20 protein-coding genes and 1 other annotated feature are annotated in these 22,068 nt (G+C 48.8%); of the genes, 6 read left to right on the forward strand and 14 right to left on the reverse strand.

Annotated features, from left to right (window positions below):
• From ACYVR3_RS13130 to ACYVR3_RS13150, 5 genes are all read right to left on the reverse strand, one after another.
• On the reverse strand, window positions 1-569 hold a 569-nt coding region (locus ACYVR3_RS13130; protein ID WP_461244613.1), incomplete at its 3' end, for a nuclease/transposase family protein.
• Between the two features lie 575 nt (window positions 570-1,144).
• Window positions 1,145-1,906 (reverse strand): M15 family metallopeptidase, encoded by a 762-nt coding sequence (locus ACYVR3_RS13135; RefSeq protein ID WP_461244614.1) that lies wholly within the window; start codon window positions 1,904-1,906, stop codon window positions 1,145-1,147.
• Window positions 1,907-1,969: 63 nt separating this feature from the next.
• Window positions 1,970-3,142 carry an aminotransferase class I/II-fold pyridoxal phosphate-dependent enzyme gene (locus tag ACYVR3_RS13140; RefSeq protein ID WP_461244615.1) on the reverse strand — a complete coding sequence of 391 codons (1,173 nt, stop codon included), beginning with the start codon at window positions 3,140-3,142 and terminating at the stop codon, window positions 1,970-1,972.
• A gap of 38 nt (window positions 3,143-3,180) precedes the next feature.
• Window positions 3,181-4,578 (reverse strand): aspartate ammonia-lyase, encoded by a 1,398-nt coding sequence (locus ACYVR3_RS13145; protein WP_461244616.1) that lies wholly within the window; start codon window positions 4,576-4,578, stop codon window positions 3,181-3,183.
• A 259-nt stretch (window positions 4,579-4,837) separates the two neighbouring features.
• Window positions 4,838-6,079, reverse strand: a complete 1,242-nt coding sequence (locus ACYVR3_RS13150; protein ID WP_461244617.1) for a DUF998 domain-containing protein — start codon at window positions 6,077-6,079, stop codon at window positions 4,838-4,840.
• A gap of 253 nt (window positions 6,080-6,332) precedes the next feature.
• Here ACYVR3_RS13150 and ACYVR3_RS13155 point away from each other — a divergent pair, with 253 nt between their 5' ends.
• From ACYVR3_RS13155 to ACYVR3_RS13165, 3 genes are all read left to right on the forward strand, one after another.
• A complete protein-coding gene (locus ACYVR3_RS13155) occupies window positions 6,333-8,243 on the forward strand; it encodes a heavy metal translocating P-type ATPase (protein ID WP_461244618.1) in 1,911 nt (636 codons plus the stop codon).
• A 95-nt stretch (window positions 8,244-8,338) separates the two neighbouring features.
• A complete protein-coding gene (locus ACYVR3_RS13160; RefSeq protein ID WP_057151844.1) occupies window positions 8,339-8,578 on the forward strand; it encodes a heavy-metal-associated domain-containing protein in 240 nt (79 codons plus the stop codon).
• A gap of 105 nt (window positions 8,579-8,683) precedes the next feature.
• Window positions 8,684-9,241 (forward strand): ferritin-like domain-containing protein, encoded by a 558-nt coding sequence (locus ACYVR3_RS13165; protein WP_461244619.1) that lies wholly within the window; start codon window positions 8,684-8,686, stop codon window positions 9,239-9,241.
• 119 nt (window positions 9,242-9,360) lie between these two features.
• On the opposite strand, the gene ACYVR3_RS13170 is transcribed toward ACYVR3_RS13165, so the two are convergent.
• Window positions 9,361-10,158: a fumarylacetoacetate hydrolase family protein gene (locus ACYVR3_RS13170; protein WP_461244637.1), complete on the reverse strand. Its 798-nt coding sequence runs from the start codon at window positions 10,156-10,158 to the stop codon at window positions 9,361-9,363.
• Between the two features lie 267 nt (window positions 10,159-10,425).
• On the opposite strand from ACYVR3_RS13170, the gene ACYVR3_RS13175 reads away from it, so the two are divergent.
• Window positions 10,426-11,331 carry a DMT family transporter gene (locus ACYVR3_RS13175; RefSeq protein ID WP_461244620.1) on the forward strand — a complete coding sequence of 302 codons (906 nt, stop codon included), beginning with the start codon at window positions 10,426-10,428 and terminating at the stop codon, window positions 11,329-11,331.
• Window positions 11,332-11,460: 129 nt separating this feature from the next.
• A complete protein-coding gene (locus ACYVR3_RS13180) occupies window positions 11,461-12,651 on the forward strand; it encodes an MFS transporter (RefSeq protein WP_461244621.1) in 1,191 nt (396 codons plus the stop codon).
• A gap of 544 nt (window positions 12,652-13,195) precedes the next feature.
• Here ACYVR3_RS13180 and ACYVR3_RS13185 read toward each other — a convergent pair.
• From ACYVR3_RS13185 to ACYVR3_RS13215, 7 genes are all read right to left on the reverse strand, one after another.
• Window positions 13,196-13,501, reverse strand: a complete 306-nt coding sequence (locus ACYVR3_RS13185; protein WP_461244622.1) for a hypothetical protein — start codon at window positions 13,499-13,501, stop codon at window positions 13,196-13,198.
• A gap of 111 nt (window positions 13,502-13,612) precedes the next feature.
• Window positions 13,613-15,004: a branched-chain amino acid transport system II carrier protein gene (gene brnQ / locus ACYVR3_RS13190; protein WP_461244623.1), complete on the reverse strand. Its 1,392-nt coding sequence runs from the start codon at window positions 15,002-15,004 to the stop codon at window positions 13,613-13,615.
• A gap of 164 nt (window positions 15,005-15,168) precedes the next feature.
• Window positions 15,169-15,414: a binding site (T-box leader), on the reverse strand.
• A 147-nt stretch (window positions 15,415-15,561) separates the two neighbouring features.
• Window positions 15,562-15,951 carry a hypothetical protein gene (locus ACYVR3_RS13195; protein ID WP_461244624.1) on the reverse strand — a complete coding sequence of 130 codons (390 nt, stop codon included), beginning with the start codon at window positions 15,949-15,951 and terminating at the stop codon, window positions 15,562-15,564.
• Window positions 15,948-16,220, reverse strand: a complete 273-nt coding sequence (locus tag ACYVR3_RS13200) for a hypothetical protein (RefSeq protein ID WP_461244625.1) — start codon at window positions 16,218-16,220, stop codon at window positions 15,948-15,950. Before ACYVR3_RS13200 ends, ACYVR3_RS13195 begins: the two co-directional genes overlap by 4 nt.
• Window positions 16,221-16,478: 258 nt before the next feature.
• On the reverse strand, window positions 16,479-16,958 hold the full coding sequence (locus tag ACYVR3_RS13205) for a helix-turn-helix domain-containing protein (protein WP_461244626.1): 480 nt from the start codon (window positions 16,956-16,958) through the stop codon (window positions 16,479-16,481).
• Window positions 16,959-17,069: 111 nt separating this feature from the next.
• Window positions 17,070-18,221: a GGDEF domain-containing protein gene (locus tag ACYVR3_RS13210; protein WP_461244627.1), complete on the reverse strand. Its 1,152-nt coding sequence runs from the start codon at window positions 18,219-18,221 to the stop codon at window positions 17,070-17,072.
• 511 nt (window positions 18,222-18,732) lie between these two features.
• Window positions 18,733-19,137, reverse strand: a complete 405-nt coding sequence (locus ACYVR3_RS13215) for a MerR family transcriptional regulator (RefSeq protein WP_461244628.1) — start codon at window positions 19,135-19,137, stop codon at window positions 18,733-18,735.
• 113 nt (window positions 19,138-19,250) lie between these two features.
• On the opposite strand from ACYVR3_RS13215, the gene ACYVR3_RS13220 reads away from it, so the two are divergent.
• The gene (locus ACYVR3_RS13220) at window positions 19,251-20,006 is read left to right on the forward strand and encodes an SDR family NAD(P)-dependent oxidoreductase (RefSeq protein ID WP_461244629.1); all 756 of its coding nucleotides are present in this window, start codon (window positions 19,251-19,253) and stop codon (window positions 20,004-20,006) included.
• 66 nt (window positions 20,007-20,072) lie between these two features.
• Here ACYVR3_RS13220 and ACYVR3_RS13225 read toward each other — a convergent pair whose 3' ends face one another.
• Complete coding sequence (locus ACYVR3_RS13225; RefSeq protein ID WP_461244630.1) at window positions 20,073-21,938, reverse strand: ABC transporter permease; 1,866 nt, start codon at window positions 21,936-21,938, stop codon at window positions 20,073-20,075.
• Window positions 21,939-22,068: the final 130 nt, after the last annotated feature.

Here is a 22,068-nt window from a genome sequence, read left to right on the forward strand (position 1 = left end):
ATTTGAAAGGACACATACCAAGCACCATTCGGTTCCTGTTTAATGGTGGTTACGCCAATTCGGACACCTTTTTCATGAGGCAAATGCTTAATATTGTTAGCCGACGCTTTTAAACGTCCAACTTTAGGAATCTGAATATGGTGGGAATCGGTCACTTTAACTTTCGCACCGTTAAAAATATCCTCACCAGCTTTACGAGACTTAGCTGGATAACTATTCTTTGTTTGATAACTGAATCGATATTGGTCTTTACGCTTAGGTTTCGGCGTACCTGCTGAATTGACCTTGCGCCACATGTTCCAAGACGCTTGATAATTGCGGATCGCCATGCTCGGCATGTTGGTATCTAATCGAGAATCAGTGTTTAGCCATTTCGCGTGTTGCTTAGAGCCCCAATCTCGAAAGACTTTAGCGTTATAAATATATCGTGCTGTATGGCAGTTGAACAACATAATATCAGCTTGTTGCGCACTGGGATAGACCCGAATTCGGAAACCAAAACTGTAAGTGAAGGTTGCCTTAACCGTCTTCATTCGAGCCTTGATAGCCTGTTTACGTTCGTCAGTCATTTTGCCTTTAATGATAAGTACCTCCCTTCGTAATTTATAAGTTAATTTTAATAAGAAAAGAAGTGCCCATCAAGAACATATGTTCATTTCAGACAAAGTCGGTGCACCGAGAAAAAATTGCCCCATTTCTTGTCGATTATATCAAGATGTGCGAAACAACCACCAGAATGCTAAAAAGTGGAAAAATTTTAAAGCTAAGTATCAAAATTGTGTTAAGCAAACGGGCTTACATCCCCGGTTTAAAAACCGGGGCATTACGCCTAACTTTCAGTAAACGCGTATTTCCGTCTTCATTTATACCATCCACTAAACTCAAACTCGTTGACAAGCGATATCATCAAACTCGCTTTGAACAGTCGTTCACTATTACTAATCACACCAACTCGCCCAACTGTGAACACAACATCTAACGCACGTGATAGCCGTTTTTAATAACACCCTCCTGCCAACAAAAAAGACTGCCTCATTAAAGCTTGAGGCGGTCTCTTTTGTAAGTACAGATCACTTAACTATCTATTTTTTCGATGTATTCGCATGCTCTTGAGTCACCAGAAACCCGCTGTAATGTCCACCACCTAATACGGCTTCCGCCACGTAAACGGTGGCTCAGTCGCGCCATAAATCGCATGGTCGGCACCTGATTGCCAAGCCCAGTTTTGATTACCATAATCAAAGTGCCACCATTCATCCGTGTAGTTCGTGAACCCAACGCTGACCATCACGTTGTAGAGCAACCGCCGATGATCACGATAAGCAATTTCGGCCGAATCAAGTTCAGTCCGGGTCTGTTTTTCTTCAAAATACGATGTGCGGGCAACTTCAGTATGGTCATCAAACGGGGTTCCAAAATCAAGCGGCACCCCCAAATCGTCAACAATTAGCAAATCAACTGCGCCACTAGTATTATGCGGTGCTGGTTGGTGAACGATGTCGGTTGTCGGCGGTGCTACGGTCGCTAACGTTCGTTGCAACACTTGCGCCTCAGTCAAATTGGAATTCTGCTCGGTAAGCATTTGTTTCAACAGTTCAAACAATTGGGTTTGCGTCTCATTAGATCGCCAAGTATCCAGTAACACCAATTTATACCCCACCGGTAACTGATTAGCCGCTAAGACTAAGCGACGGTAAACATTCCGGCGACTGTAGGTTGTGGACGTCGTGCCGCTAATGCCCTGATTGAAGTATTCAGGACTGACAACAATCCGTTCGGGACAAAAACCTGCGTTAACTAACGGTTCGTGACATTCGATAATTTTAGGTTGGTGCGCACGTTGCCAGTCCCACGAATCAGTTACGATTGGAATCGGCTTTTCAAATTGAATTAATTTAATGGTCATTTTGAAACTCCCTTCGACTTAGGCGCTAGCGGTTAGCTACTCTCTACATATTTTAAATAGCACCTAGCGTGCAGCCACCCGCTTCGCCCGATTCAAACTCGCCAGCGCTGCCACCAAAGCCCGCAAGTTCTCATCACTCGATGCATAGCTGATTCGAATGGCGGTCGGGTCACCAAATGGCGTCCCAGGCATGACCCCAACGTGGTAATCCCGGGCTAACTGACGAGTGAACGCAAAACTATCCTGATGGTAAGCCGCCGGAATTTTAGCAAAAACATAAAACGCGCCCATCGGTGCCACAAACGTCACGTTTAACTCAGTTAACGCCGCCTTCAAATAATCTCGGCGTTCTTGATAAACTTTACGCATTGCCGCCGCATCATCTTGCCCGTTTGTCAGGGCTTCAACGGCCGCATATTGAACGATCGAAGTTGGCGTTGTCACCATAAATTGGTGCACTTTCGCAATTTGGCCGATCACATTACCAGGGCCAAAAACAAAGCCGATCCGCCAGCCAGTCATAGCGTGAGATTTCGACAAACCGTTGATGATAATGGTTTGGTCTGGTAACCAACGTGAAAGTGAGTAGTGCGCAACCCCATACGTGAGTTCGCCATATATCTCATCGCTAATGATCCAAAGTTGATTTTCACGAAGCGTTGGCACTAAATCAGCTAATTGTTGCTCGGTGTAAACAACGCCGGTCGGATTAGACGGATCCGTGATCACAACGCCTTTAATCGTCACTTCTGGATGTGACTTAATCGCAGCGGTGACTTGTTGCGGTGTTAGCACACAGCCAGTTTCGGTGGTATCGATCAGAATCGGCGTCACGTGATTCAAGATGGCCAGTGCTTGATAAACCGGGTAAGCCGGCGTAGGAATCAGCACGGCATCTCCCGCGTGAAATAGTGCTTTGAACGTTGCGGATAGTCCCTCCGTTGCACCAACCGTACAGATAATTTGGTCGGCCGGGTAACGATAGCCAAATTTGTCTCGGTAATAGGTTGACGCAGCTTCACGCAACGTTTGAATCCCCCAGTAATAGGGGTAATGCGATTGATTGGCTTTAATTGACCGAATTGCCGCAGTTTGAATGTGTTCTGGTACGTTAAAATCCGGTTCGCCAAGGGTCAGCTTTACGATTTGGGGATCTGCGCTGATTTCATGATCAAACTGACGAAGGGCTGACGGGGTGACTGCTAGAACGTCTGGATTCAGTTGGTTTTCTTCCATATTTAATGACCTCCAAGTCGAATGTTGTCAATCAAGCGTTACCGACCAGAAACGTGCGCCGAATCAGTTGCTTTTCTACTACCCGTGAGGCTTGCCGCTGATAACAAGCTATCAACCAATTCCGGTGCCATAAGCTGTTCGTTCAGCAACAAACTTCGAACCGAGCAATTTTCCCGTACCGCCCGTTTAACAATGGCCGTGGTTTTAGCGTAGCCCAAGTATGGTGACAGCAGCGTTGCGGTTATGGCAGAACGATCGACTTCAGTTGCGCAACGTTCTCGATCAACCTCAATCCCCGATACACACCGCGTTGCCAACGTACTGATTGCGCGTTCCAGATACGTTTCACTTGCTAAAATATCCCGAAACATAATGGGTTCAAATGCATTCAACTCCAGCTGTCCAGCCTCAGCAGCCAACGTCACCGTTGTATCGTTACCGATCACCTCAAAGGCTACCTGATTGACAACTTCCGGAATCACCGGGTTAACCTTAGCCGGCATGATCGATGACCCAGCTTGTTGGGCGGGTAAATGTAACTCGCCTAATCCAGCTTGTGGACCACTTGCTAACAACCGCAAATCATTACTAAATTTAGAAAGATCCACTGCCAGTGTTTTTAGCGTCCCAGAGAAGACAACCTCGGCATCACAGTTTTGAGTTGCATCAACGAGATCCGCCGCCTGCGTGAGACTGAGTCGTGAAATGGCATTAACCGCCGGAACGATCGTATCTTGGTATTGTGCGGTAGCGTTAACGCCCGTCCCAATCGCTGTTGCACCTAGGTTGACAACCTCTAGGCCAGCTTTAGCAGCTTTCAATCGCTCCAAATCTCGAGTAAACATCGTGTGATAAGCACGAAAAGTACGACCATACGTAGTGGGAACGGCATCCTGTAGTTGCGTTCGTCCCACTTTAATGACGTCATCAAATGTAGTAGCCCGATCTTGCAAGGCCGTTCGCAACAGTTCAATACTCTTGATCAACGCCGGCAGCTTTTTTAACATCGCCATTTTGCCAGCAGTTGGAAACGTGTCGTTCGTTGATTGCGATTGGTTAACATCATCATTTGGGTGCACTTTAACACCCGGATTCAGCCGTTCAGCCAAGTGGGCGACCACTTCATTGACGTTCATATTCGCTGAAGTCCCTGCGCTGCCTTGAATCGCCGGCGCAATGAAGGCGTCAGCGTGTTGACCAAGTAATAACTGATTGCAAGCCGCGATAATGGCGTTGGCTTTTGCCAGTGATAACGTCCCGGCTTCGCGATTAACTTGAGCGGCGGCCTTTTTGATTTGAACCAAACTTTCGATCAATAGCGGATTTAGTTTCTCGGTTGAAATCGGAAAGTTTTGAGCTGCCCGAACACTGTTGATCCCATACAAGGCCTGATCATCTATTGCTAATCGACCAATACAATCCTGTTCAATGCGCATACAATCGCCCCTATTCGTTAATTAGACGTTAGATAATATAACATCTTGTTAGAAATCATAGACCATTAAGTAAATTAATCAAGGTTATTTTAGGTAAAACAGGGTCGATGTCAGTTACTGGTTACCTATACCAATTTGCTAATCCGTTGTTTTTTCAGCATTTATGCCAATTTTGAAAATAAAAAAGCTCATGTTTACATGTTATATTTCATAACATGTAAACATGAGCTTTTACTCAATTGCTCTAGACGCCTATTAATTATTCCACTTCAACCTCAAACAACCGGGTCCCCTGATCGATCAGCTCCTGCAACAACTGGAACAGAATAACGACCCAGCCAAAAGCCAGCGCGAACCCGATGATTTCAAAGGCCGTAAGCGACAAATACCCCACGAACTGAAACAACACATCCGCCACTACCAAAATGGCGCCAACAGTGTAAGACATCCGCAAAAATTCCTTACTGATGCCGGGCAACAACCAGCGAATGCCAACAATCAACCCAATAATGAAGTAAACCAAGAATCCTGCCACCTGATCATGCAAGAAGTGGAAGCGCTGGTTATTCGGAAAGAACCCAACCGCGCCAAGGTCAACGGCCATCAACGTAATAATGAGCCGCAACGTCAACAACCGCAGTGACCGAGGATAAATCGCCGCCAATGAGACGAAAATGTAGTCGGTCAGCGCCACCATCAACAACGCCGAAAACATCAAGGTCATATTAAACTGCCAGCTATTTTGTGCCAAATGCGTCCCGAGAAAGCTCAGGTTATACTGCCACCAACGCCGCGAGCTGTTGGTCGCCATCGAGATGACAACCCCACCAACGATCACCGCAGTAAATAGTCGAATCAGCGTCCGCGACGACAGCGAAAACGCCGCAAAGATCATGACGTAGTTGATCATCGTTTCAAACACAAAGAAGATGATGGTTGCCGTTAACCGGTCAAAGGTCGCCCCGTTAAAAATCGCGTTAAATAGCCAAAAAACACCCATCAGGGCAATCCCTAAAATAAGAGCAAAGGATAAAATCACGACCGGAAAATTTCGCCAATACACGTTTCTTGAGAAAGCGTTGGTCTGATTACGTCGCTCACGAATAAAGAAGATGCCGAATAAAATCGTTCCCATAATGACACCCATCAAAATCACCGTTGTGGCCAAGGACGTCTCACCAGACAGCGGAATCTGGTTCTGATTTTTCACCGCAAAAAAGATGTTGAACAGGATACTGCAGAACAGCCCCGGCGCAAGGTACCACCAAAGTGAGATCCGCTGAAACAGCGACCGTTCACTATCCGCACTCTGTAGTAACACGTTGTGATTCCGGAGTTCTAATTTAACCGTGTCGCCCGCCGACACCTTCAGTTGATCGACGACCCGCGCCGGCAAAGTCATCTTCACCGTCACTTCGCCATCGGTTGGCACAGCTTCTCGTCGTACCGTGACCGCCGGCTGTGCCCCGCGGGGTGTTACTTGTTTGTCTTGTTTAACCATGATTTTCCCCTAACTTATCTATCTCAGTCTCTATTTTCGGGGAATTGACGGCGAACGTCAAGGTGAATAATTGGGAATCGTGAATCGCTATATTCACTGTCATATCAAGGCCTTCAGCCGATTAACGCAACTGAGTATCTTAAATCATTTCTAAAAAAACGTATCTTCTTTCCCCAACTTGACGCCCGTCAATTTGTTTCTACCAGAAACCGCTTAAACTATAGTCAATCAATCAATAAAGGAGCGGTTCAACATGAAAATCCAACGTTTTATCCAACAACACCAAACCCACATCACGCTCGCTAGTGCCATTTTAATTGCCCTCGGATTTTTCGCAAAGTTTGTCCTTCACTCAACCATCGTTTACGACTGGTCGTTTATCCTCGCTTCAATTATCGCCGCAGTGCCAATTATGATCCACGCTTACCAAGCACTTCGGGTGAAAGTCATCAGTATCGAATTACTGGTCAGCATCGCCGTTATCGGCGCCTTCATCATCGGCGAGTACAATGAATCCGCCATCGTGACCTTCCTGTTCCTCTTTGGGAGTTATCTGGAACAACGGACCCTCAGTAAGACCCGTGAATCCATCAAATCCTTAACGGAAATGGCCCCAGCCACCGCCATCCTCGTGAACGAAGACGGCAGCCAAGAAGAAGTTGACATCGACGACGTTGACGAAGGCGACCACGTGCTCGTTAAGACCGGTGCCTCAGTGCCAGTTGATGGCAAAATCGTCAGCGGTTCCGGGTATTTGGACGAAGCCGTCATCACTGGTGAATCTAAGCCCGTTGCCAAGCATCAAGGCGACGACGTGTTCTCCGGCTCCATTCTTGGAAACGGGACCGTCACTGTCGAAGCCACTAAGGTTGGCGAAGACACCACTTTTGGTAAGATCATCGAACTCGTGGAAGACGCCCAAGACGCCAAGTCACCGGCAGAATCTTTCATCGACAAATTCGCTCAGTACTACACCCCAGCCGTTTTAGTTATAGCAGCTTTGGTTTACATCTTCACCCGGAACTTCTCAACGGCTATCACCGTTCTGGTACTTGGTTGCCCCGGTGCTTTGGTTATCGGCGCCCCAGTTTCTAACGTTGCCGGCATCGGTAACGGCGCCAAGCGCGGCATCCTGTTGAAGGGTGGCGCGGTCATGAACGACTTCGCTAAAGTCGACACCTTCGTCTTCGATAAGACCGGGACGTTGACCTTAGGGAACACCGCCGTTTCCGCCGTTAAGACTTACACTGACGACGCTGACACCGCCCTCGCCTTAGTTGCCCGGGCAGAACGCCTCTCCGATCACCCACTTGGCAAAGCCGTGATCGACTACGTCAACGGTAAGGACCTCAGCTTTGAACAACTCAACGTCACTGATAATGATACGGTCAAGGGTCAAGGCCTCGTAGCCGACATCGACCAGCACCACGTCCTTGTTGGGAACCTGAAGCTCATGCAAGCTAACAACGTCCAATTGACCGCGGCCCAATCAAGCGACCTCGCCAGCGTTCAAGCGACTGGTAGCTCCGTGATCATGGTGGCCGTTGATAACATTCTTGCCTTAACCTTAGGCATCTCAGACGTCATCCGTCCCGAAGTTAAAGCGCAACTCCAAGCCCTCCGCGACCATGGTGCCAAGCACCTCGTTATGTTAACCGGTGACAACCACATCACCGCCCAATACGTTGCCGAACAAGTTGGCATCGACGAAGTTCACGCCGAACTCCTGCCAGAACAAAAGGTCGAGTACATCAAACAGTTCAAGGCTGACGGTCGTACGGTTGCCTTCGTCGGCGACGGTATCAACGATAGCCCCGCCATTGCGACGGCTCAAATTGGAATTGCCATGGGAAGCGGAACCGACGTTGCCATCGAAACTTCCGACGTTGTCCTGATGCAATCCAGTTTTGAAGCGTTGGTTCACGCCTACGCCTTGTCTAAGAAGACCGTTCGTAACACTAAGGAAAACATCATCATCGCCATTGGCGTCGTGCTTTTCTTGCTACTCGGCTTGATCCTCGGCTTCATCTACATGGCCAGCGGGATGTTCGTCCACGAAGCCAGCATCCTGGTCGTCATCTTCAACGCCATGCGTCTGATTCGCTACGGCAACTTGAAGGTCACCCCACAGCTGCAAGGCAAGTCATCTCACGCCTTAAGCTAAAAAAGTTTCACCAACTTGATATGCGTCAAGTTCAAATCCAACCAGGCTCGCTACAATAGAACCATAAACTAATAACCAACAGGAGGAATTCAATTATGACAAAACGTGCAATCTTAACCCTAGACGGTCTCACCTGCCCATCATGTATGACTAAAATCGAAAGTGCCGTTTCACATACGGCCGGGGTTGAAAAGGTCCAAGTCCTCTTTAACGCCAGCAAGGTCAAGGCCGACTTCGATGACAGCCAAGTTTCAGCCGACGAACTCGCTCAAGTCGTTGACAAGTTAGGTTACGAAGTTAAGAAGATCAAGGTCAAGGACCAAGTTACCGCCTAACCCCGTTACTGAAGTGCCGCACTCGATTTCTCAAAACTCAAGCAAGCAGCCCTCACCAAGCATTTTCCCCAAACATCAAACTCACTTTCTAGGAGGATCACATCCATGACATCAGAAGCAATTGAAGCCAAATACCAAGCAGAAGTTAAACAAGCCGACATCGACCACCACACCCCAACCGCTGGGGCCATGACCGGTCACATCGTTGCCAACTTACGGATCCACGACGTTAAGTTACACCAAGCCAAGTGGTTCTTAAAGGGCTTCGAAGGCGCCGCCGTTAAACCACTCTACGACCAATTCATCGACCAAGCCCGTCACGACTACGACATGGTCGCCGACGCCCTCTTGGACGAAAACGAACTGCCACCTTCGACCACGGAAGAGTACAGCAACTACAAGATGCTGAGCGAAGACGGCCGCAACAAGTACCTCAGCGCCAGCGAAATCGTCGACATCACCGCCCACGATTTCAACACCCAAAACCTGTTTATTACCCGGGCAATTAAGTTAGCCGAAAAGGAAGACCGACCAGCCTTGGCCGCCACCCTTACCAACCTTCTGGGCACCAACAACCACGCGATTCAACAACTCCAAGCTGTGCTTGGTAAGAGCGCTTGGGAAGGGCTCGTTGAGGTTGACGATGACGACGATGAAGATTAGTTAGCCTTAAAGCGGTACCGTTTCATTCTTGCAGAAGAATGGCGGTACCGCTTTTTTGTTGTTCCTGCAAAAAAGCGACTTCATCAAAATCTGAAGTCGCCTTTTTATCACACCAATATTTACTTAATCGTCATCCGCAACTGTCCCAGATGCGTAATCTCACCCGTCAACTCATCGCCCGGCTTCAAGAAAATCTGTGGCTCGTGCCCGACACCAGTCCCGCTTGGCGTTCCGGTGAAGATCAAGTCGCCTGGTCGGAGTTCAACAATAGTCGAGAGGTAGTGCACTAGTTCTGGAATCTTGAAGATCATCTGACTCAACGGCGCTTCCTGCATCACGGCTCCGTTGACCTTGGTGGTAATGACTTCATCGTCTAGGTCACCCAACTCGTCCACGGTTGTCAGCCATGGACCGATTGGGGCGTAGTTTTCGAAGGATTTGCCCATTGAAAATTGGGGCTTAGCGTTTTGGAATTGGACTTCCCGGTCAGAGAGGTCTTCACCGACCATCACACCAGCCACGTAGTTCATGGCGTCTTTAGTCGCAATGTCACGGCCGGCTTGGCCAACGACCGCCACGATTTCAGTTTCCCAGTCAGTTTGGGGACCGTGAGCCTTAACGTCCACCACCGGCGCCGCAATTGAACTGCTGAATTTGGTAAAAATACTTGGTGCTTTCGGCAACTCAATGTGGATCTCCGCCGAATGATCCCGGTAGTTCATCCCCACCGCAAAGATCTGTTGCGGCGTTTGAATCGGCGCGTCCAGTTCGGCCATCGTGTAGGGTTGAATCTCACCCAACTGCCAAGTCGCCTTGACCTCCAGCGCTTCCAAAATCGTCGCCGCGTTCTTGATCATCCGACCAGTGGTTTCGCCCTCAATCACAAATGGGCGGTTATGTAACATTGCTAATTTCATCATCTATCACCTCGCAGTTATCTTACGCCAAATTTTCCGAAGAAGAAAGCGCTTAGCAATGGTTCAGCCTCCCGAAAGCCTATGAAATCCGTTAAAAAATGCCGTATAATAGTCCCTATTGAACTTATCGCAAGGAGGCTATCACATGTTATTTGCAACTCAATTCGAAAACGACGTGCCATCCGTAGGCTAAATGCCTAACATGGCCGTCATCGCTCTGTTAGGCCTAACCAGTTTGCCTATACTAAAACAACGGAGTGACTTACAATGTCTCAAAATTTAAAATCAGCGTCTCAATCCGCCCACGATAAACTCAAGGGCAGCCTCTACCTCACCATCGCCGCTAGTATCTGGGGCGGGATGTTTGTGGTGGTGAAAATCGTCGTGCCCAGCGTGCCACCGATGATTCTGGTGTGGTCGCGGTATTTGATCGCCATTATCGCCTTGGTGCTATTTTGTCTGCAACAAAAGGTCGATTGGCACATCGCTAAGCGGGATTGGCCGTTACTCATCGGCATCGGTCTGATTGGGCAACTCGCTAGTATCGTCTTTCAGGAAACCGGGACCATGCTGGCTAACGCGCAGATTGGCTCGATCGTCACCGCAACGACCCCAGCGTTCATGACGTTATTCGCCGCTTGGTTGCTCAGAGAAAAGCTCAGCTGGCAACAACTCTTCGCCGTTACCAGCGCTACAATTGGCGTGGTGCTGGCTGGTGGCGGCTTTCACGTGAAACCGCAACAGCTACTCGGCGTTGGTTCACTAACGATCGCCGCCCTGACTTGGGCCTTAATGTCCGTCTTACTGAAGAAAGTGCCCGCGCGCTACCCAGCGCTCCAAGTAACCACCGTTGGCACTGCCGTTGCGCTGATCGGGTTAACGCCCATGATCGTCATCGGCTATCCGCACTTCAACTGGGCGGTACTTACAACGCCTAAAGTTGGTGCCGGCATCCTATACCTCGGCATCATCTCAACCGCCGTGGCCTTCGTGCTCTGGAATAAGGGCCTGCAGTATTTACGTGCCAGTCAGTCCGGGCTCTTCTTCTTTTTCCAGCCCCTCGTTGGCAGTTTGTTGGGGTGGCTCGTACTGGGCGAGGCGCTGCACGTCAGCTTTGTCGTCGGTTGCCTATTGATTTTCGCAGGGGTCGGTTTGACGCTGCGTGAGCCATAACACATCAACTAGGAGGGATTTTCGTGGATCATCAACGCTTTCACTGGCTGATCATGCGAACGGAAAACCCGTTTCGCGGGACGGACCTTACCACGCACTAATCTAAATGAAGGAAGTGTCCGACTCTCCATGTCAGAACCAGTCTCAATTTCACGCCGCACCGTCCTTTTGATGGCGGTCACAACCGGCGTTATCGTTGCAAACTTAAACTTTATCCAACCCATCGAGGGCTTGATTGCCACCGACTTTCAGCTCTCGAAGGCCGCGGTGGGCGTCCTCGCCATGCTGACCCAGTTGGGTTACGCCTTTGGCCTGCTACTGATCGTTCCACTAGGCGACATTTTCGACCGGTACCACCTGATTCAGTTCATGATGGGCCTGTCGATCATCTCGTTACTCGTGGCCTTCTTAGCGCCAAATGCCGCCGTGTTCGCGGTAGCCACGACGCTGATTGGCATCACCTCAGTGGCGCCTCAAATCATCATCCCGTACGCCGGCTTCTTAGCACCCTCCCTGCAACGGGGCAAGGTGCTGGGCACCGTCTTGAGCGGCCTCTTAACCGGGATCTTGCTCTCCCGCTCGTTCAGCGGCTTACTGGGCAGCCTCGTCCCATGGCAAGCCATCTACCTAATTGCGGCCATCTTAGACTTACTGCTCCTAGCGGTCGTCCACTGGCAAATGCCTCGGGACGCACGTGGCCACCAGCAACTGAATTACATCAAGGTCATTCGCTCGTTGCCCCACCTGCTGACCAGTCAACAGCCATTGCAGGGCGCGTCCCTCAACGGTTTCTGCATGTTTGGCGTCTCCAACGTGCTGTGGTCAACCTTAGCCTTCTACCTCGCTGACCAATACCACTTAGGCAGTAACGTGGCTGGGTTACTGGGTCTGCTGGGCATCGCTGGGGTCTTAGCCGCGCCAATGATCGGCAACTTAGTCGATCACCGCTCACCCCGGCTAACGCTGGGCTTATCCATTGGCTTCTCTAGTCTAGGTTTCTTGATTTTCTGGCTCATTGGCCACTGGATGTTGGGCCTGATCATCGGCATTGTCTTGCTTGATCTCGGGACCCAGTTCAGTCAGGTCTCCAACCAAGCTATCGTCCAGTCCCTTAACCGCCAGCAAAGCAGCCGCAACAATTCCGTCTTCATGTTCAGCTACTTCTTAGGCGGTTCACTGGGCACGATGTTAGCCACCTGGGCTTGGAGCGTTGCCCAGTGGTCGGGCGTGTGCTGGGTGGCCGTTGGCTTCCTCGTACTATCACTGATCGGCCACTTCGTACTTCGCGCGCCGGAACGACTGGTAGAACCTGAATCATAACGCACTAAAAAAGTAGTTCACTGCACCCGCTAATTGGGTTACAGTGAGCTACTTTTTAGGTTGTTGTCCTTAATTGCATCGTACTGGTTGCATCTTAGGCAACTATGAAAGATCCCTTAATTACTGGGATTCAGCGTTTAACAGCATGCCCATCCCCCACCAGACCAAACCACCGGTAACCGTAGTCGAAAAAGCCAGCAGCCAGTTTTACCAAAAAGGAAGTTTTAATCATTGGAAAATACCGTGCGGAAATCGTGTTCCCGGAAGTTGGTCTTGGTGGTCAATAAGCATCGTGTAAAACGCTTACATTGCGAGTATACCATGCTTTTCCGGAACGTGATTAATATATCTATTATGAGTAGAATTAGTTTATTCTATATAAATTCCGTACAGCACTGGTTTGCTTCCTAGTAAATCGGATAACACGTTAAAACACAACATTTTATATTTTTATCGTTACAATAAGAAAAACGCACCTTTCAACAAGAAAAAGTGCGTTTTGATTTCAATTATTTTGAAAAATAAGTCCATCGCTCCCACGTCATCACAAGTTCGCGAAAATGACGTTGTTGATGCCGAGAATGTTCATCACGTACAACACCAGGACCAGCGCATTAATGGCGGTGGAAATCAGGATCACCCCATACCGGAACGTGGCCACGAACCAGCCAAAGATCCACGGGTTACGATGCCGCTGGCCGCCAAAGCGGAAGCAGAACCGAATCAAGACTAACGTGACAATGACTTGCAACACCAAGCCCAGCACGTAAACCGTTGTGCCCCCGTTCCCTACTTGAAAGAGATAGCCACCGAATGCAACGATGTCTAGAATGATTGCTAAAATTGTCATTGTCGTCCTCCTATCCTATGAGCTTCATTATAGCAAAATCACCCGCAAAGTCAGCGTTAAACTGAAGTTGCGGGTGATTTCTTAACGATTTATTTAGATGATTCGATCAACCTAGCCGCGTGTTGAGACCCGTTGACCGGCGAAGGCTGGGCGTAAAACGTGAACCCCCAAGCCTAATACCAGACCAATAACGGCTGGGACGACCCAGTCCATGCCGAGACTGGCGAATGGCAGGTAACTTTGTTGAAAGGCACCTAAAGCTTTACCAAAGGCACTCTGACTGACGACGGCTGGGAAGGCAGCCACCATGTCCAACAAGGCTGGAACGGCAGTGAAGACCACCACAAAGGCGTAAACAACTGGGTCCCGTTTGAAGAGCGGTGACGTGATCGACAGCAGGATCAAGACCATCGCGAATGGGTAGAGGAACATCAACATTGGTGTTGACCATGAGATGATCGTATCCAAACCGAAGTTAGCGGTCAAGAATGACGCCAAGCACATGAACCCTAACCATTGCCGGTAACTGACCCGGCTGAAGTGTTTGTGGAAATCTTGGGCGAAAGCGGCAACTAAACCAACGGCCGTCGTTAAACAAGTGACCGTCAACAACGTGGCTAACAGCGCGTGACCTAAATTACCCAGGTAATAAGTGACCAATTGGTTAAAGGCGACCCCGCCATCAGCGGAAACCTTGTAGTGACCTAACGTTGTGGCCCCTAAGTAGATCAAGCCAACGTAGATGACCCCGATCATCCCGGTTGCTAACACCCCAGCACGCGCAGTGACTTTCGCATTGCTCTTAGGCGTTGTCTTACCAAGTTGATTCACAGCGGTAACGACCGTAACCCCGAAGGCCAACCCGGCCAAGGCGTCCATGGTGTTGTACCCTTGCAAGAAGCCGTTGAAAAATGAGGCGTGTTGGTACGCAGCCGTAACGCTTTGATGCGCCGCGTTGCCCATTGGTGATGAGAACCCGAGGGTGAACACGCCGAAGAGCATCAACAAGAATAATGGATTGAGCACCTTGCCCACACTACTCATGATGTTGGATTCACGGTAGCTGACTAAGAATGCAGCGCCGAAGAACAAGGCTGAGAAGACCAGCAAGCCGACATGAGCGAGGTTAGCTGGCAAAAGTGGTTGCACCCCAACTGAGAATGGAATCGTTGCGGTCCGAGGTGTCCCGAAGAGCGGACCAATCGTGGCGTGGATCAAGACCATGAAGGCCAAGGCAAATACTGGGCCCAGTGGTTTACCGATATCGTAAACCCCTTTTGAATGCGTGACACTAACGGCTAAAACTGACAATAATGGCAAAACCACCGCAGTGACCAGAAAACCAACCGTTGCGAGACCCCAGTGGGCGCCCGCTAACTGCCCCAAGTGAATTGGAAAAATTAAGTTACCAGCCCCGAAGAAGAGTCCGAAAAGCATTGAGCTGACGACCAGGTACTGTTTGACCGATAACGGCTTTGGATTTAAATCGTGTAATTGTTCCATAATTTGTTACCCCCATAAAGTTAACGTTTCTCTGCTGCTGACTAATCTGAATCGGACCAATCTGATCTTCCAAAGCCCTCACTTCCTTTCCTGACTCGCAATAGTTGGTTGAGTGGTGTGCATCCGTTAGAAAACAAAAACTGCACCCCCAGTTCGACATCGAACTAAAGGGTGCAGTTAATTTAATTGCACGGTACCACCTTACATTGTCATACCATCACTGATATGACCTCTTCACGTACGGCCCGCAGGCGATACGCTAGCACGATAATGGGTGCCACCAATGTACGTTACTTAAATTCGGTACATCGCTCGAAAGGGATGTTCACCGTGGCAACCTCACTTCTTCTCACTAAACGAAGCTCACTGACAGGTCCACCACGCCTACTCAACTTTCTCATTGCGTGTTCTGTTTGATTGACACTCATATTAGTTATTTTAGTGAGAATTGTCAAGGCGTTTTGTTATTTATTTTTAATTTTATGATTAAGTTGTCATACAAAAAGAGCAGTTTAACTTCGCTCTAGCCCTTGCCAGACCTCGTTTAAACCACTCTTTCAATGTCGTTGATTATGCCATAACGTCAATAGCACCATCATCAAAATCAGTCCACCAAAACAGCAACCCCACTTACCAACTTGCCAAATCACTTTAACAGTGCCGGTTAAATGAGTATTCCCCAGGAAATAAACGACGGCAACAAACGCATCGACCAACATGTAGCCGATCATTTCACCGAAGTTACCCATCTGTCCACGGTCTAAGATCTTCGGGTATTTGAACCCTAACATCACCGCAAGAACGTTAATGCCACCAAACAGTAGCCAAAGACCAAGCTTAACCAGAATCTGGTCGCTGAGTCCCATGGCATAGATCCCCGACGTGATAATTCCTAACGCCAGCCACCACGGTCGCATCCGCGGTGCCCATAATCGACTAATCTTCAATGCTGACGACTCCTAACGTGTACCACCAATCCATCGACATGCTTGAATCCAGCTAGCAAGCCCATGCCAATGAGTGCTGCTAGAATCAGTCCCGTCAACCCGGTCACGGGACCCGTAAAACTAAACCGTTGCGCTAACCAAGGTAATGTCGTCCCCACGACTACGCCGGTTAACAAGACGGTCAGCAACCCGCCAACCCAATTAAGCGTCGCGGGTGGCGTTGTTGCTGAGACTTTAAGTTGGGTGTGTTGCTGTCGTTTCAGTTGCATGCGAATTTCCCCCTATCAGAACCCTTTTAGTGTAAGCCGATTGGGGAAAATACACTAGCAACTATTGCGTGCATGGGGGAAAGGAAACGTTGCAGAGAGCGGAAAAAAACGGTTAGAGAGCGGTGTGTAAGGCCGACAAGGTGAAAGCCATGGGTCTGGGCTTTTACCTTGTCGGCCTTACATGCAGCTCTCCGCCTTTTGGAACTCGTTTCAGCTAGAGAACAGCAAAGCACATCAACACTCACCACTCAGCTTCCCCTACTTCACCCGATAAACCGTCGTCTCCGTCGGTCCAAAATTATCCGACACCATGATGTAAGTCCCCCACAAACTCACCAACATCACCACAATCCCAATGACATAAATCAGTTTATGGAGACTGTTATACTTGGTATTTCGCCACATCGTATAAATTGGCATTAAAATGCCGACCGGTGCAATCAACCCAGACGCCAGTGTGAGTACCAACAGTAATAACCCCTCATCCCGGTTCTGATACCGTTCCGGTTGCGCTTGATCAGCTTTAGGCGTCTCTTCATGGTCTGCTCGAACCAGCGCATCCACCGATACGTGATACAAGTCACTCAGTTGAATCAAGTTATCAATATCCGGATAGCTTCGTCCAGTCTCCCACTTTGAAATCGACTGGCGCGTGACATGCAGAATCGTCGCCACCTCACTTTGAGAATACCCCGTCTGCTTGCGGGCTGCTTTCAGTTGTTGTGCAATGGCGCTCATCGATCTTCATCCCCTCATCATCGTTACTCCCAGCATAACAGACAAAAAAATCGCGCTCAACCTTGCGTTGGGCACGACCTAATATCTTGTTTTGATTTCCCGGGGAATACCCTAAACATCCTCCGCCAACGTTTCGCCTCGAACCGTAATCCGGTTGCGGCCGCTCCGCTTTGACGTATAGAGGTATTTATCTGCTCGTTTATAGGTTTCAAGATAACTGGTATCACTGGGAACAACCCGCTCCTGCCCGATGGAAATATGGACCTCCATCTCGGGCGCAAAGTCGAACCGCAACTTCCGAACTGCCCGCTGCAACTGCAACGATACTTCGGCGGCCCGCTTCGGATCCGTAATGACGTTTTTCAAAATCACGGTAAATTCCTCGCCACCGGTTCGGTAAACCACGGCTTCATACTCGACAGACTCAACTTCCCGGCTCAAGCACTGCGCCACCGCCCGCAACACATCGTTGCCGGCCACGTGACCATAGGTATCGTTGATTCGCTTGAACCAGTCAATGTCCATGCAGTAGATGGCGTAGGCGTGCCCGTTTTGTTTAAAATCGTCAAATAGTTGTTCCAAATCTTGGTTGAACGTGGCGAAGTTATGAATCCCCGTCAGTTCATCAAACCGCGCCTTGCGTTCCGTTGACGCGATTTTTGACAGTAGCGACCGACCATAAAGGAAGCACCCCAGTTGCAAAATCAACAGTGCGCTAATCTGCCGCACCCAGCTTAGCAGATCTTGGTGGGCGTAAATAACCGTGGTTAGCTTAAAAGCCGAGGCCGCCAGCAACCATAGCCCGCCAAAATACAACCAACCACTATGCAGAATTTTCCGTGAGCTCGCGAAGATGGCAATTTCAACCACTATGACGAGGGCGTAAAATAAAATCGCATTCGCCGTATAGGTTTTGGTATTGTAAACAAACCACATCGTTGTTAACCCAAGGGTGCTCAGCAGTTGCCACCGCGTTCGTGTCTGAAGCGTGAAATTATAAAGCGCGATCAGTTCAAGATTAAGGTACGTCCAGTGAAAGCCCATCATGACAGTTGAGAGGTGAGCATTTGTCCACGATTCCGATTGAACAAACAGCATGAATAAAATGCCGCCCACTATCATGATGGCGTTGCGGTGACGCCGAATCCACATGTTCGTCGTATCTTCTTTTAGCCATACAAAAATTGAAATCGCACCCAACATCACGATCACGTTAGCAATCAACGATGAAAAGTACGACATGATTATAATATGAAGAGGCACGGGTCGCCGCCACCACCTTTCCGGTTCATTTTTTGACATCAGTATCATTATAACCCCGGAAATATGATGAATGCACGGTTTAATTTGACGCAATGGGTTATTGCTTGGTATAACTACCGCTAACAGTAGCTTAATGTTTAATTATAATATGATTAGATTAGTATTCCTAAACTTGTGACTGCCGTGAAAAGCGCGTACCCTAAAATTGCGAACGTTTTATAATTTTGAACATCTCGCAATTGGGGGAAATTGAATTGAAAGCACCGCAAAAAACACCACGAGTTTTGATTGAACCATATGCCACCTGGAATCGCCGAATTGGCCCTTTTAGTACCGCAACGTTCATTCTGATGATCGTTACGATATTCTATCACCCGTTATGGCTAAGTCTCCTAACCGGTGTGCTTATTTTTATTAACGTTGTCATCGACCTCTGGATATTGTGGCTAAACGAACGAAAAAAGTACCGGCTACGGCACGCAAAGCAGCATCATTAACATCAATCAAGAAGTCAGTTACTGACCTTATTGGTTGGTGTTTTTTGCTGTGCTAATTGCGTCCGTTCGCGCTCAAACCGCGCCATTTTCTGTTTTAAAAATGCCTTTTGCTGGTTGATGGATGCAATCCGCTCGTCCAATTCCTGATCTAAGCGTTGCAGTAGCTGAATGCCATCCGTAAAGGCTGCCTCGGTGCTATCCGATTTAAAAAGCCTCATTACGCGCTGGCATTCCGCCACTGATGCGCCTAATTGCCGAAGATGAACCACCTTGTTCAAAGTATCAAGGTCCTCATCCGAATACTCCCGCCGACCCTGCGAATCGCGACTAATGTTCGTCAGCAACCCAATCTTTTCGTAGTAGCGTAACGTATCATAGGTAACGTGATACTGCTCCGATACCTGTTTGATGGTCTTCATTGGTTAAGCCCCACTTTTTTTAGTTTTCGCTTGCGCTAGTGTAACACCAGCGTGCTAGGCTAGTCAAAGTTGTTCGAAACCATTTGATTTGTTAGCGAAAGGAAGAATTTTAAATGCCATCTAAAACTATCACCCTCATCACCGGTGCCAACCGTGGGATGGGCTTTGAACTTGCCAAAACACTCAGTCAACGCGGCCAACAAGTTATCTTAGGTTCCCGCGATTTAGCGAAGGGCCAAGCCGCCCAAGCCCAACTCGCCGACCTTGGGTTAACCGTCGATGTCCTTCAACTTGACGTCACGCAACCCGATTCAGTAACGGCAGCGGTCGAAACCATTGAAGCCAAATACGGCTACCTCTCAATTCTCGTCAACAATGCCGGCGCGGTGTTCGACCGGGGACAGCAGCCATCCACCATCACCGCCGATAGCCTTCGTGCCGATTTCAACCTGAACTACTTTGGCCTGATTGATGTCACTCAAAAGCTGTTACCGTTGTTGAAATTAGCACCATTCGCTAAAATCATTAACGTTTCAAGCATGATGGGCTCAAAAACGGAAGCGTTAAATCCCGATTCCGAAGTCTACCGCGCTTCCGCTGTTGGCTACCAGTCCTCTAAGGCTGCAGCCAACATGTACACGGTACAATTGGCTAAGGAACTGAAAAACGTTGGCCTGCCAATTACCGTTAACGCCGTTGATCCAGGCATGGTCGCCACTGAATTCGGTGGCGTTTCACCTGACTGGGCAAAGGCCCACGGTGCGCAATCCGTTGACTTTGGGATTGCTCGGATGGTTGAATTGGCGACCACGACAGATAATGACGTGACCGCGACGTTTAGTAATACGCATGGGGAAGTTGCTTGGTAGAGAAGATATAAAAATGACGCGATTTTTTTTGAGAAAACTCGCGTCATTTTTTATGTTATTTGACTGCTATTTGACTGCTATTCTAGATACCTTAACCAACTTATTCGGCGTCACCCGGTACAGCCCAGTCTTAAAGTGTTGGTGATAAACCTTCCCCACCATCACGGTAAAGGTTCGGTGCCATTCCGGAATGGCGACATATTGGTACTGATTGAGTGTTGTATGGAACTGCTTCGCCGGCATATCAAAGTTTTCCTGACCAATAACCTTATCCGAGAAGAAGTAGTAACGACCAACATAACCCGCAAAATAATTATCAACGTCAGTGGGATGTGGATCCACCAGCAGAATCTTCACGTGGTTATCCTGATAGCTCTGGTGTGCGATGCGGGTCATTTGGACTGGTAGTTCGTTTTCACCGATCGAGTTGTTGTACTGAATCCCGTTGATTTCTGAGAACATCATAATCACGGAGAAAATCATCAGCACAAAGGCTGAGATTTGGTACACGTTCTTCGAAATAATCGACTGGAACGAACGGATACTGCGTTTTTCAATTCGCTGTTCCATAAACGCGCGATCCATGGCAATCGCCATTGCAACGACCCCAACTAACAGGTTCAAGATCACCATACTAGACATGTAGCGCTCGAAACCGTCCAGAACGATTGCTTCTGCGTACGGCATCGACACCACGTACATCGCGAATAAACTGATGTAGTAGCTGACGAACACAAAGTCGATGGCAATCAGCGTTTTCAGCAAGTTGTTATGCTTGTGACTGATGAACCGAATCGCCAGCCAAGCGACTAGCAGCGTGATGTTAATCAACAACACGCCCTTAGTCGACAACGAGTTACCGCTAAAAATCTGCTCTAAGAATTTATGCCCGATCTTAGCAACGACTTTGCCACCCTCACTCGCTAGTTGATGCGAGTAAGCCTTGGTACTGATTTGGTGCTTGGACACCGTGGTAAATACCGTTTTAACGTGGTTATCCCACCAATAAAACGGCAGAAAGCCGACACCAGCCGAAAGCGCCGTTCCAAAAATCGCAACCGGCACCCGCTTCCACCAATGGCCACGCTGGTTCACAACCAGTTGATACAGCAGGAAGCCAGCTAAAATGGCCACGTAAAAGCCACCCGAGTTCTTGATCAGTAACAGTGCGCTGGCAAACAACATCGTATGCAGGCATTGCCGAACTGGCTCTTTTCGGTAAACGTAAATCCCGATAATACCCGCTGCTGCCACTACCGGCAACACATAATCCACCAGCAAATTATTCATCCGAATCGCGATATTAAACACGTTAGTCACCGCGATCACAAAGCAAAGCATGAACGACATCAAGCCCCGCGTGCGGTCACGAATGGCGCCAAAAAGTGCATAGAGCGATGACCAGATAATCAGAAACTGGCCCACGATCATGGCGCCATCGCTGAACCCAACTAACTTCACGAAGTAGGTAATGTACAACGCCATTTCAGGCGGATACGACGTAAAGGTCACGAGCGATGCATCCGCAGCTGCTGGTAAATGCCCCTCAAACAGCAGAAATTTAACGATCAACGCCCAGTGGGAATAGTTATCGTAGTGGATCAGTGGGCTAGCATAGAGAATTCGAATCATCAACAGGCCCAGTAACACCATCCAGATATCGAAGTAGTGGATGCCTTCGTATTTGAACCGAAACCGATTGCCCTTGAACAGCACCAGAATCATCCGAATGATGAAAAAGGCAATCCCCAAGCCGATAACGACCTTGAAGCCAAGGTTGAGCAACTTCATCATCGCAAAGCCATACATGATCAGCGTTTGCGTCAACATGGCCGTGATCCACGAGAGGTACTGGTTGATGCCCAGCATCCGGAGCATCCCGGTGAAACCGATTAAGCTGATGATGTAGATTGCGATGCCGAGGATGGACATGAGTGGGCCTCCTTTTTTAGAGTTTGGTGGTGCTTGTTTTTGGGTGTTGATTGTTATTGTGGTGCTGGCGACGTACTTTCTGCCAGCGTTGGTTTCGGCGCCACTGGAGATTTTATTTCCCGGGAATTAA

The sequence above is a fragment of the Secundilactobacillus muriivasis genome, from assembly GCF_054785195.1.